Source organism: uncultured Phyllobacterium sp., assembly GCF_902479695.1.
GTDB lineage: Bacteria > Pseudomonadota > Alphaproteobacteria > Rhizobiales > Rhizobiaceae > Phyllobacterium > Phyllobacterium calauticae.
Genome location: NZ_CABSQF010000074.1, coordinates 1 through 11,907 on the forward strand (window position 1 = coordinate 1; position 11,907 = coordinate 11,907).

The 11,907-nt window shown below is 61.9% G+C and carries 12 protein-coding genes; 6 read left to right on the forward strand and 6 right to left on the reverse strand.

The window, feature by feature from the left end; translation table 11 throughout:
- The 4 genes from RDL77_RS23940 to RDL77_RS23955 form a co-directional block, all read right to left on the reverse strand.
- Positions 1-224: Mur ligase domain-containing protein (locus RDL77_RS23940; RefSeq protein WP_288195000.1), on the reverse strand; the 224-nt coding region annotated here is incomplete at its 3' end.
- An 89-nt stretch (positions 225-313) separates the two neighbouring features.
- On the reverse strand, positions 314-496 hold the full coding sequence (locus RDL77_RS23945; protein ID WP_145959970.1) for a hypothetical protein: 183 nt from the start codon (positions 494-496) through the stop codon (positions 314-316).
- Positions 493-1,041, reverse strand: a complete 549-nt coding sequence (locus RDL77_RS23950; protein WP_288194991.1) for a hypothetical protein — start codon at positions 1,039-1,041, stop codon at positions 493-495. Before RDL77_RS23950 ends, RDL77_RS23945 begins: the two co-directional genes overlap by 4 nt.
- An 86-nt stretch (positions 1,042-1,127) precedes the next feature.
- A complete protein-coding gene (locus tag RDL77_RS23955; RefSeq protein ID WP_288194992.1) occupies positions 1,128-2,156 on the reverse strand; it encodes an ABC transporter substrate-binding protein in 1,029 nt (342 codons plus the stop codon).
- Positions 2,157-2,357: 201 nt separating this feature from the next.
- On the opposite strand from RDL77_RS23955, the gene RDL77_RS23960 reads away from it, so the two are divergent.
- On the forward strand, positions 2,358-3,371 hold the full coding sequence (locus RDL77_RS23960; RefSeq protein WP_374042790.1) for a substrate-binding domain-containing protein: 1,014 nt from the start codon (positions 2,358-2,360) through the stop codon (positions 3,369-3,371).
- A 7-nt stretch (positions 3,372-3,378) separates the two neighbouring features.
- On the opposite strand, the gene RDL77_RS23965 is transcribed toward RDL77_RS23960, so the two are convergent.
- The gene (locus RDL77_RS23965) at positions 3,379-4,776 is read right to left on the reverse strand and encodes a sensor domain-containing diguanylate cyclase (RefSeq protein WP_288194994.1); all 1,398 of its coding nucleotides are present in this window, start codon (positions 4,774-4,776) and stop codon (positions 3,379-3,381) included.
- Between the two features lie 146 nt (positions 4,777-4,922).
- Positions 4,923-5,429 carry a peptide deformylase gene (locus RDL77_RS23970; protein ID WP_288194995.1) on the reverse strand — a complete coding sequence of 169 codons (507 nt, stop codon included), beginning with the start codon at positions 5,427-5,429 and terminating at the stop codon, positions 4,923-4,925.
- Positions 5,430-5,599: 170 nt separating this feature from the next.
- On the opposite strand from RDL77_RS23970, the gene RDL77_RS23975 reads away from it, so the two are divergent.
- From RDL77_RS23975 to RDL77_RS23995, 5 genes are all read left to right on the forward strand, one after another.
- Positions 5,600-7,777, forward strand: coding sequence for a PAS domain-containing sensor histidine kinase (locus tag RDL77_RS23975; RefSeq protein ID WP_288194996.1), 2,178 nt, complete (start codon positions 5,600-5,602; stop codon positions 7,775-7,777).
- A gap of 595 nt (positions 7,778-8,372) precedes the next feature.
- Positions 8,373-8,825 (forward strand): (2Fe-2S)-binding protein, encoded by a 453-nt coding sequence (locus RDL77_RS23980; protein WP_223612668.1) that lies wholly within the window; start codon positions 8,373-8,375, stop codon positions 8,823-8,825.
- Positions 8,826-8,844: 19 nt separating this feature from the next.
- Positions 8,845-11,136 carry a xanthine dehydrogenase family protein molybdopterin-binding subunit gene (locus tag RDL77_RS23985; RefSeq protein WP_288194997.1) on the forward strand — a complete coding sequence of 764 codons (2,292 nt, stop codon included), beginning with the start codon at positions 8,845-8,847 and terminating at the stop codon, positions 11,134-11,136.
- Between the two features lie 11 nt (positions 11,137-11,147).
- Positions 11,148-11,621, forward strand: a complete 474-nt coding sequence (locus RDL77_RS23990) for a hypothetical protein (RefSeq protein WP_288194998.1) — start codon at positions 11,148-11,150, stop codon at positions 11,619-11,621.
- A 97-nt stretch (positions 11,622-11,718) separates the two neighbouring features.
- The coding region (locus RDL77_RS23995) for a hypothetical protein (RefSeq protein WP_288194999.1) at positions 11,719-11,907 on the forward strand (189 nt) is incomplete at its 3' end.

Below are 11,907 nucleotides of genomic sequence, written 5' to 3' on the forward strand. Positions count from 1 at the left end.
CGGAAATGCTGGCCGAGCTGATGCGCTTCCATCAGCTCGGGGTTGTCGCGCTTGATCGCGCTGGACACCACCACGCAGTCGGCGCCGAGCACGTTGGCCGCGGCGTGGCCGCGGTGCACGGTCGCGCCCATCGACGCCAGGCGCCGGGTCACCGCGTTGTCGGCCATGTCCGAACCCGACACCTGGTAGCCCAGGGTGCACATGACTTCGGCGATGCCGCTCATGCCGGTGCCGCCGATGCCGACGAAGTGCACGCGCGGGAACGCCTTGGCCAGGTCGCCGGTGTGTTGCAGACGGCGGCGCAGGGCGGTGCTCATGGCGTGATGTCCGAAGTTGGAAGGTTGGAACGCATGCTTGGGGAATGGGTTTGCAAACGGGTCATGTCGCGCGCGCCTGAAGGGGCGCGCAGAGTAATCAGCCCGAGTGAAGCGGCGGCGAAGACGCGCGCGCGGATGACGCCAATCCGCTCGCTGCGCTGGCGCTGGGCAGGCTTCATCGCGCCGCCTCCAGCACCGCATCGGCGACGCGCTCGGCCGCGTCGGGCTTGGCGATCGCGCGCGCCGCTTCGGCCATCTGCCGCAGCACGCCGCGTTCGGCCAGCCCGAAGGAAAACATCAGGACGAAGGACAGCGCAACCAGACCGGCCCCCGCCCCCATGGACGGCTGCCCATCGGCGAGCGGCCCGAACAGGCTTTCGCTGATCGCCCAGCTCCAGCCGGTGAAACCGATGGCAAGCCCCTGCAGAACCAGAAAGACAATGCCGGCAGCCCCCGCCCCGATGAGCAGATTGGCACGCAGCGGCGAAACCCGGAACGCCCGTGCAGCCAGTCCCAGCACGAACAACAGCGCGATGATGGCCAGCGACCAGCGGCCATGGCTGGCGATCTGCACAAGGCCGGGCGCTTCCGCCGAACCGGACGGGAATTTGCCCAGCCAGCCAAGGCCGTAGAATCCGCTTTCGATCCTGTACCACGGCACAAGGGCAAACCCGGCAAGGCCTATACCGAGAGCAATGTTCAATCTCCGGTCGCTACGTTCCATTGTGCTACCCAATACTGTCTTCAATGATGGAAATGGCTGGCGTGCCCGCATGGAAATACCGGGCACGCGAAACTGCTGAACTCAGATCAATTGGCGCTTGCGCCGATTTCCTTGTCCCAGCGGTCAAGCAGTTCCTTGCGCTTGGCCGGATCGCCATAGGTCTTGAAGTCATATTCGATGAGCTTGATGTCTTCGAACTTCGGCGCTTCCGGCGGAACGACCGCCGCCTTGTTCGATGGCAGCTGGAAGGATTTCGCTTCCTTCATGTGCGACTGCACGTCGGCAGACAGTGCCCAGTCATACCATTTCTTCGCTGCATCGAGATTGCGCGCGCCCTTGACGATCGACATGGAGCCGATTTCGTAGCCCGTGCCTTCGCATGGCGCGACGGTTTTCACCGGGAAGCCTTCGACCGTCTGGGCCACCGAGTCATGCATGAAGACGATACCGAGCGCCGTTTCACCGCGCGCCGCGGCCTTCACCGGTGCGGAACCGGACTTCGTATATTGCGAGACATTGGCATTGAGCTTCTTCAGATAGTCATAGGCCTTGTCCTCGCCCATGATCTGCACCAGCGATGCGAGCGCCGTATAGGCTGTTCCCGACGAGTTCGGATTGGCCATCTGGATTTCGCCCTTGTAGGACGGATCGAGCAGATCGGCCCAGCACTTGGCTTCCTTCATGCCCTTTTTCTTGACGATATCGGTGTTGTAGCCCCATCCCAGCGCCCCGGCATAGACGCCGACGGTCTTGTAGCCGGAACTTTCCGCCTGCTTCTTGGCCCAGTCCTGCAACTGGTCGAGCAGCGGCGATTTGTATTCCTGGGTCAGGCCTTCCGATGCGGCCTGCAGATGCGGATCGCCCGTGCCCGCCCACCAGATATCGGTCTTGGGGTTGCGCGCCTCGGCGCGGATTTTTGCATAGGTTTCGCCCGATGACAGGCGCACCATGTTGACCTGAATGCCCGTATCCTTCTCAAACATGCCCTTCATCAGCTCGCAGATGACGACATCCGCCGAGCAGATCAGATTGAGATTGTCCGCCGCACGCGCCTCCATCGGCATCATCTGGATACCGGCAGCAAAAGCAGCAGCAATGGCAAAGACTGAACGCATGAATTTCTCCTCCCTGAAAAAACGGCACCTCCATGCCGCTGCTTGTTTTGCAAGCGTGTGCAAAAGTTTCACATGCGAACAGTTCATGTCAAGCCGGCTTATTGATTTTGTCCGATTAAATTTGAATATGCTTGCCTTGCGGAGAAGAGCAATCGTGTGCAATCTATGGAAAAACCGAATGTTGCCCGGGCGGAAATCTCGTTGAACAAATCATTCATCAGCGCCGAAGACGTTGCAAAAAGAGCCGGTGTGTCGCGCTCGGCGGTTTCACGCACGTTCACCCCCGGCGCCAGCGTGTCCGACGAGACGCGCCGGCGCGTCATCGAAGCGGCGGATGCGCTCGGCTATCACGTCAACCAGCTTGCCCGCGGCCTGATGCGCAGCGAAAGCGGCATCGTTTGTCTCGTTGCCTCGGAAATGGACACGCCCTATCGCGCCCGGCTGGTGCGGGAACTGTCCCATGCGCTGCAGAAGGCCGGCAAGGTCTGCATGATCATCAACACCGACCGCTCTGACGGCAGCGTCGATGCCGCCCTGCGGCAGACGCTCAATTACCGGGCGGACGCGTCGATCCTGCTCTCCGGCCTCCCCGACAAGGCGATCACCAAACTCTGCCTCGACAGCGGGCAGCGCATTGTCCTGATCAACCGGGATGACGAGATCGAAGGGCCGTTCCGCATCAATCTCGATGACGGGCGCGCCGCGCGGGCAGCCGTCCATGCCTTCCTGCGTGCCGGCTGCCGCCGTCTGGCCTTTGCCAATTCGGCCGTCGGCACGCCAAGCCTGATGGCGCGCGAACATGGGTTCATTGCCGCCGCCGCCGAATTCGGGCTGGAGGTGACGGTGATCCGCCATGGCAACACGGTCTATGAGAGCGGGCAGCACATTGCCCGGATGCTGTTCACCGAGCCGACCCGGCCCGATGCGGTGTTCTGCGTCAACGATCTCATGGCGTTCGGGCTGATGGACAGCGCACGCCACGATTTCGGCCTGCGCATTCCGGACGAGCTTTGCGTCACCGGTTTCGACGACATCCCCCAGGCCGACTGGTCGTCCTACGCGCTGACAACATTTGCCCAGCCGGTCGAGGACATCGTCAGAACCAGTGTGGAGTGGCTGACCAATGACGCCGACGAGTCCGGATTGGACAACCGCTCCGTCAGCCTGCACGCATCGATGGTCTGGCGCAAAACCATCCGCACGCCGGGCCGATAGAGCCGGCCTAATCCGTGGAAAAACTGCCCCAGACACGCACCCTGCCGCGTCCCGCGCGCTTTGCTTCGTAGAGAGCCCGGTCTGCCAGGTTCACCAAAGCATCCGCGCCGTCCTGCGTGGCGGCGGGCAACTGTGCAAGCGCGCTGATGCCGATACTGACCGATGTCCGGCCAGCCGGAACATCCTCTTGATCCAGATGCAGGCCGGCGACGGCCTCCAGCAAGGTCGTGGCAATGTCCGCCGCCTCATCGATACTGGCGCCCGGCAGCAGCGCCGCAAACTCTTCGCCGCCGAAACGCGCCACAACGCCGGTACCCTTCCCGATCACCTTGCTGAGGACACGCCCCACCTGCACGAGGCACCGGTCCCCGGCCAGATGACCATACACATCATTATAGGCCTTGAAGTAGTCGATATCGATCATCAGCAAGGCCAGCGGCTGCCCGTGATCACTCGCCCGCTCATATTCCCGCTTGAGCAGGCGGCTGAACTTGCGCCGGTTCGGCAGGCTGGTCAGATGATCGCTTTCCGACAGCTTTTTCAGTTTCCGGTTGGCTTCGAGCAATTTCTGCTCCAGCTCCATCCGCAACCGCACGTTTGAGGACAGCTCTTCTTCAATCTGTTTCTGGCTGCTGATGTCGACGCTGGTTGCCAGCAGCCGCAGCGGCGATCCGTCGTGACCATATTCGACGATCTTGCCGCGGCTGAGTATCCACGCTTCACCGCCATTGCCGCGCGGCACCCGGTAAACCGCTTCGAAATGCGGTTTCCGGCCGCTGACAACATCTTCGAATGCCTGGATCGTGCGGGCCTTGTCATCGGGATGCACGATGTCCCACGCCACGTTCTCCGCCGCCGGGCTGGCCGGGTCCAGCCCGAGCAGGGTCCGGTATTGCGGCGAACGCCAGACCCGGTTCGTCGCAATATTCATATCCCATATCCATTGCCCGGCACTCTCGAGCGCATAGGTCGTGCGCTGCTCGATTTCGGCCAATCGCTCGGAAATCTTCGTCATGGTGGTGATATTGGTGTAGGCCACCGAAATTCCCGCCACTTCCCCAAGATCATTGGTCACCGGAGCCGCAGAAATCATCAGCGTTTCAGCCCCCCGCTGCATCGTGTGATCGGGAATGGGCTTTTCCTTCAGGGCAGCGATCAGGCTGGCGCGCAGCAAGGCGGCATGGTCGGGCACCACATCCTCCACCGACCGGCCAACCGCATGATCGCTGCTGACATCAAGCATCCGGGAGAGCTGATCGTTGACCGTGACAAAGATACCGTCGCGATTGAGGTAGCAAAGCCCGACCGGGACCCTGTCATAGACGGCTTCAATCTGGAGCAAGCGGTCGCCACCACGCTCATTCTGGGTGTCGAACGGTGAGTTTCGCGACTTACTCGATGGCATTACGCAATCTTCGCTCCTCTGCATTCACCCACCGCAGTATGTCTACTTTGGCGATGGGAGAGCCGGAGCGTCAAGTTAAATACTGCAATCTAAGGTTAATTATCGTTCAACTGTTCAACCTTGTTACAGGCCGATAAAGCAGTGGGCTAAGCGATCTGGATGCGCTGCTGCTTCTCGAACCGCTTGATCAACCGGTCGCGCTTGAGCCTCGACAGCCGGTACAGCCAGAAAATGCCGTCGAGCTGATCGATCTCGTGCTGCAGGCAAACCGCAAGCAGCCCGTCCGCTTCCTGCGTCTGCGCCGTGCCGGATATATCCTGATAGCGTATGCGGATTGCCGCCGGGCGTTCGACCTCGTCATTCATGCCGGGCATCGACACGCTGCCCTCCATGTTCCTGACCAGCACATCGGATGACCATTCGATCGTCGGATTGACGTAGGACCGCACGCCCTGACCATCCGCAAGCTCGATGACAACAACACGTTTGAGAACACCGATATGCGGCGCGGTTATGCCGATGCCCGGCGCATCGCGCATCGTGTCGAGAAGATCGGCAACGAGGTGCTGCAAACCGTCATCGAATACGGTGACAATGTCTGCCCTCGCCCGCAGATCGGGATGGGGGAATTTCAGAATCCTGCGGATCGTCATATCGATACTCCAGCCGGGCCGCGTGGCAGATCAGCAACGCACCGGCTTCCTGTTGCCTCAAACCGGTGCCTGAATGCAAGCTTGCTTTACAAGCGGCACCCCGCCCGATAATCCACAGGGGAATACTGCGGTCTTCGTTATCCGACGGACTGACCCAACGAGGCTGATGCATGTCCTCCAGCGAAACCGAGATCAAGCAACAGGTTCTGCCCAAGGGCGCGCTGTATATGACGCTGCTGGCTTTGGCCACGACGATTGCCTCGTTCATCGTCATGATGGGCATCACCAGCATCTCGCCGACGAAAGAGATAACCCAGCTCATCATCGCGGCCAACACCGTTTCGATCCTGCTGCTGGTCTACCTGTCCTATGCCACGGTGCGCAAACTCTTCCTGTTCAAGAACAAGGAAAAGCACAATGACCTGCACACCAATATTGCCTTCATCTTTGCACTGATCGCATCGATTCCATCGATCATCGTGGCCTGTTTTTCCCTGATCATCCTCGACAACCGGCTGAACTCCTGGATCAACGTCGACAACAACAAGATCATCGACATGTCCATCAAGGCCGCGCAGTCCTATACCGAGGACAATGCGCAGAACCTTTTGACCACGACCCTGTCCATGGTCATCGAGCTCGACCAGCGGCGCATGCTTTTCAGCCTGGATCGCGGCGCCTTTTCCGACTGGCTGACCTATGATGCCGGCCGCAACAACCTTTTGGGCGCATCGCTGGTCGATTCGAGCGGCACGCCCGTCGTCAGCGCCAGCCTCATCAACGACCATACCTTGCCGCCGGTGCCCCTGTCGGCCCTGCGCGGCGCCGCCGGCGACCGGCCGGTGCTGATCCCGCCGGGCGCCACCAATCTCGTCGGTGCGGTGATCAAGACGCAGGCCCTGCCCGATCTCTACCTCTACACCGTGCGCACGATCGATCCCTCGGCCCTCAACAACATGCGGATCATGACCGACAACAACAGCGAGTACCAATCGCTGGCCAGCAACCGCAAGAACACGCAGATCGCCTATGCGCTGCTTTACATCGAACTGACGCTGCTGCTGCTGCTCACCGCCGTCTGGACGGGCATCGCGGTAGCCAACCGCGTGGTCCAGCCGATCCGCCTGCTGATCGGCGCGGCGGAAGAAGTGGCAACCGGCGATTTCGACGTCTCGGTCCCCGTGCGCGGCTCCGATGGCGACATCGGCTCGCTGTCCCTCACCTTCAACAACATGGTGCAGCAGCTGAAGACCCAGCACAACGACCTGATTTCCGCCAAGGAGCAGATCGACGAGCGCCGGCGTTTTACCGAAGCCGTGCTTTCGGGGGTGACCGCCGGGGTGATCAGCGTCAACACGGAAGGCGACATTGCCGTCATCAACCGGCCGGCGGAGACCATGCTGCTGGGTGATCACGTCTCCACCATCGGCAGCAACCTGACGGAGCTTCTGCCGGAATTCGGCGAAGTGTTCACCACGGCGCGTGACAGCGGCCGCTCCTCGAGCCGCAAGCAGATCGCCATGACCCGCAACGGCGTCGCCCGCTCCTTCAACGTCCAGATCACCCGGGAAGATGCGGACACGCACAACACATCCTACGTGGTGACCGTCGACGACATCACCGATCTGGTGGCCGCGCACCGCTCCTCCGCCTGGGCCGATGTGGCCCGGCGCATCGCCCACGAGATCAAGAATCCGCTGACCCCCATTCAGCTTTCCGCCGAACGGCTGCGCCGCCGCTATGGCAAGGTGATCACCGAGGACCGCGAGGTTTTCGACCAGTGCACCGAGACCATCATCCGGCAGGTCGGGGATATCGGCCGCATGGTGGACGAGTTTTCCGAATTCGCCCGCATGCCCAAGCCGCAACTGGCGGCGACCGACATCCGCGATGTGCTGCGCGATGCATCGTTCCTCGTCGAAATCAGCAACAGCCAGATCAAGTTTGCCCACGAATTCGCCGACGAACCGCTGATCGGCAATTTCGACAGCCGCCTTTTGGGGCAGGCATTCGGCAACATCATCAAGAACGCGTCGGAATCCATCGATGCGGTGCTGCAGTCGGGCGTCATCAGTGAAGGTCATATATTGGTGCGGGCCATGGCTGCCGGTCCCTCCATCGTTGCCGAGGTGCTGGACAACGGCAAGGGCCTGCCGGCTGAGAACCGCCACCAGCTGCTGGAGCCCTACGTGACCACCCGCGAAAAGGGAACGGGACTTGGCCTGGCCATCGTCAAGAAGATTGTCGAGGATCACGGCGGGCAACTGGAAATGCACGACGCACCGGCCAGTTTCCATGCCGGGCGCGGTGCCCTTGTACGAATGGTCTTTCCAAGAGTGGTCGTTTAACGAAAAGTTAACGCAATTTCACGGCTCCGATATCAAATGTGATGATTCTGTGGCGGACAACAAATTGAGCGGCACATCCAAAAGTGTTATTATCTGCTTGCTGTTATCCGGATGGCTGAACACCCGTTCCGCACGCTCCGGCAGCAGGACATGAATCACTCCGAGCAAAAACGATCGTTGGCCATCAGAGTCAGCGGCGGGTGTTCGTGATCCTTGAGAACGCGCCGGATTATCCGGCTACGCTCAACAGGAGGCAGGCGATGCGACACGTTAAGGAAAATGGCGATTTATCCAATTGGATGACATGCTCGGTCATTTTGTTCGGCGCACTGATGGTGACTGCGGTTATCCTTGCAATCTGATCATCCGATAAATATCGCAAATCAATCTCCGGCGATACGCGAGCGAGCGTATCGTCTTTGATTGCTGTTTTGCCGGCGCACCCTTCCACCCAGTGACATCGCACTTGCGGCCGGTGCGATCACCTTCCCGTTACTACCTCTGGTAAGCACCGCTTTTCTGTGCCAACAATCGCATACGCTGCGTTGACTTTGACACCTGTCCCACGGGATGCGGATAACCGAGGAGCGGCCGAATGATAGCCCTGAATATAAACGGCGAAGAGCGCAATGTGGATGTGCCGGAGGATATGCCTCTGCTCTGGGTGCTGCGTGACGTGATTGGCCTGACCGGCACCAAGTTCGGCTGCGGCATTGCCCAGTGCGGCGCCTGCACCGTGCAGCTGGACGGGCGGCCCGTGCGCTCCTGCGTCCTGCCTGTCGCCTCCGTCGGCGCCCGCAAGGTCACGACGATCGAGGCCATCGGCGCAACGCCGGCGGGCAAGAAGATACAGGACGCCTGGCTTGATCTGGAGGTCATCCAGTGCGGCTACTGCCAGTCCGGGCAGATCATGTCTGCCTCGGCCCTGCTCGATCGCAATCCTGACCCCAGCGACCGGGATATCGATGCGGCCATGTCCGGCAATATCTGCCGGTGCGGCACCTATACCCGGATACGAGCGGCGATAAAACAGGCCGCGAAGGCCTGAGGAAATGGAGATAGCCAGCATGAGCAAGCCATCCTCCTTCCCGAAAACAGCCACCTCGCGCCGCGCCTTCCTGCAGGGCGGCGGACTGCTTCTGGGATTTGCATTGTTCGGCGCAGGCATCAAACCAGTGCTTGCGGCGAGCACCGCACAGCCGGTTGACGGCGATGTCACCGCCGCCTTTGCGCCCGATGCCTTCATCCGCATCGGCACGGACGGGCTGATCACCCTCATCCTTCCCAATATCGAAATGGGCCAGGGCACCCATACCGGCGAGGCGACGCTGATTGCCGAGGAACTGGAAGTCAGCCTCGATCAGGTGAAGGCCGTCGATGCGCCGCCGAACGACAAGCTCTACGCCACGGCAGCTTTGGGCGGACAGGCGACCGGCGGCTCCACCTCCATGCGTGCCACGTGGGAACCCCTGCGCAAGGCCGGTGCAACCGCGCGGATGATGCTGGTTGCCGCAGCCGCTGCGGAATGGTCTGTACCCGTGAGCGAATGCGTGGCCAGGCTTGGCGTGGTGACCCACCAGCCAACCGGACGCCAGCTTGCCTATGGCGCGCTTGCCGACGCGGCAGCCAGGCAACCCGTGCCTGCCGAGGTAAAACTGAAGGACCAGAAGGATTTCCAGCTGATCGGCAAGTCGAGCCGCAGGCTGGATACGCCGGGCAAGGTCAACGGCGCCGTGAAATACGGGATCGATATCCGCGTGCCTGACATGAAGGTGGCAACCGTCGCCGCCTGCCCTGTCCTCGGCGGCAAGCTCGGCGACGTCGACGACAAGGCGGCGCGCGCCATTCCCGGCGTGCGCGATGTCGTCCGGCTGGACAACGCCGTCGCCGTGATCGGCGATCATTTCTGGGCAGCCAAGAAGGGCCTTGAAGCGCTCGACATCACCTGGGTCGAAGGGGCGAACGCCAACCTTGCCAGTGCCAACATCATGGCGGCGCTGAAAGCCGCGTCCGAACGCAAGAAGCCGATCATGGCGCGCCAGGAAGGCGATGTGGACGGCAGGATGAAGGCCGCCGTCAAGAAGGTCGAGGCGACCTATGAGCTGCCATTCCTTGCCCATGCCCCGATGGAGCCGATCAACTGTGTCGTGCATGTGCGGCCCGACGAGTGCGAAATCTGGGTCGGCACGCAGGTCCCGGCTATCGCGCAAGGGCTTGCTGCGAAAGTGACCGGCTTTCCGCTGGAGAAAGTCATCCTGCACAATCAGCTCATCGGCGGCGGCTTTGGCCGGCGTCTCGTGGCGGAATCCGTGGCGCAGGCTGTCGCCATCGCCAAGCAGGTGAGCTATCCCGTCAAAGTCATCTGGACCCGCGAAGAGGACATCCAGCACGACCTCTACCGCCCCGCTTATTACGACCGCATAGCCGCGGGGCTCGGTGCCGACGGATTGCCGACCGTCTGGGTGGACCATGTGGCCGGCGGCTCGGTGCTCGGGAACTACATCCCGGGCGGCTGGCCCGAGGACAAGCTTGACGATGACGCGGTCGAAGGTGCGGCCAAGCCACCCTACGACCTGCCGGTCATCCAGGTCGACTGGGTGCGCGAGGACCCGCCTGTTCCCATCACCTGGTGGCGCGGGGTCGGCCCCACGCACAATGTCTTCGTGGTTGAAAGCTTCATGGATGAACTCGCCCATGCGGCGGGCAAGGACCCGGTAGAATACCGCCGCGCCCTGACCAGGAACCAGCCGCGTGCGGCGGGCGTGCTTGAACTTGTCGCCGAGAAATCCGGCTGGGGAACGCCGCTTGCCGCCGGCATGGGCCGCGGCATCTCCCTGCACGATGCCTTTGGCAGCTACATGGCCGCGGTGCTGGAAATCTCGGTTTCTCCGGCGGGCGAAATCACGCTGCACCGCGCCGTTGTGGCCGTCGATTGCGGCATCACCATCAACCCCAATACGGTGGAAGCCCAGATCGAAGGCGGCCTGATCTTCGGTCTTTCCGCCGCGCTCTACAGCGGCATCACCTTCACCGATGGCCGCGTCGATCAGAGCAATTTCCACGACTACCGCATCCTGCGCAACAATGAAGCGCCGAAGATCGAAATCCACCACGTCAAGAGCAGCGAATCCCCGGGAGGGATCGGCGAGACCGCAACGGTTTCGGCGGCGCCTGCCCTTGCCAATGCCATCTTCGCGGCCACCGGCAAGCGCCTGCGCACGCTCCCCTTCAACCGCGACGCGTTGAAAACCGACGGCACCGACAAGAAAAGCGTGTCGATGATTCCTCCGCTCGCGGCGCCTCTGGCGGCAGCATTGGCGAGCGCAAAGCCGGCCGATACCGAACTCGAAAAGCTGTGAGACCCTGAATCATGAAAAGACTCGGCCTCCTCCTGCTCGCCGTCGTGGTTGTCATTGCGGCAGGCGTCGCGATCTTCCTGTTCAAGCCGGCCTCCTTGCCGGATGTTTCCGCGGCACAGGCGAAGCTGCCGACAGGACAGGCGCTGATCGATCGCGGCGAATATCTCCCCCGCGCCGCCGATTGCGGCGCCACCGTCGCCCAGGTCCAGACCTTCTTCGAGCCGGGCCCGACCATCGACACCAGCAGCAACAATCTGACCCTGCAGGGCGGCACCGGCATCGCCGGCAACGTCCAGCTGCAGTTGCTCAACGCCGACCACTCGCAGGTGCTGCTCGGCAATCCGCTGGGCCTGCAGAACACCCAGTCGGTCGCGGTGGAAGGCGGCGGCGCGGCGCTGCGCTACTACGCGCAGTACGTGGCCACCGGCGCGGCGACGGCCGGTGCGGCCAACAGCAGCGTCACCTTCACCATGATTTACCAGTAAGGCCCATCCCCCACGCGCAGGCTTACCGCGACGGCCGGAGCGAACGCTCCGGCCGCAACGGGGAAGGCATGCCCGAAGAATTCAAGGAGTTGGCGGTATGCGACAGCATCTGAGCAACAGGACGGCGTTGAGCCTGGCCATCGCGGCCCTGGCCTGGGCCGGCGCCGCGCAGGCGCAGCAGGGCGATCCCTTGTATCGCTATCAGTGGCATCTGATGAACTACGGCCAGAGCGTGCTCGGCGACACCAAGCCCGCGTTCGGCATCGATGTAGGCATCGACGACCTG

Excerpts from the sequence above, each read along its gene's own strand:
- RDL77_RS23965 (WP_288194994.1), bottom strand. The coding sequence starts at position 4,776 with ATGCCATCGAGTAAGTCGCGAAACTCACCGTTCGACACCCAGAATGAG.
- RDL77_RS23980 (WP_223612668.1), top strand. The coding sequence starts at position 8,373 with ATGATAGCCCTGAATATAAACGGCGAAGAGCGCAATGTGGATGTGCCG.
- RDL77_RS23990 (WP_288194998.1), top strand. The coding sequence starts at position 11,148 with ATGAAAAGACTCGGCCTCCTCCTGCTCGCCGTCGTGGTTGTCATTGCG.
- RDL77_RS23970 (WP_288194995.1), bottom strand. The coding sequence starts at position 5,429 with ATGACGATCCGCAGGATTCTGAAATTCCCCCATCCCGATCTGCGGGCG.
- RDL77_RS23975 (WP_288194996.1), top strand. The coding sequence starts at position 5,600 with ATGTCCTCCAGCGAAACCGAGATCAAGCAACAGGTTCTGCCCAAGGGC.
- RDL77_RS23985 (WP_288194997.1), top strand. The coding sequence starts at position 8,845 with ATGAGCAAGCCATCCTCCTTCCCGAAAACAGCCACCTCGCGCCGCGCC.
- RDL77_RS23945 (WP_145959970.1), bottom strand. The coding sequence starts at position 496 with ATGAAGCCTGCCCAGCGCCAGCGCAGCGAGCGGATTGGCGTCATCCGC.
- RDL77_RS23950 (WP_288194991.1), bottom strand. The coding sequence starts at position 1,041 with ATGGAACGTAGCGACCGGAGATTGAACATTGCTCTCGGTATAGGCCTT.
- RDL77_RS23955 (WP_288194992.1), bottom strand. The coding sequence starts at position 2,156 with ATGCGTTCAGTCTTTGCCATTGCTGCTGCTTTTGCTGCCGGTATCCAG.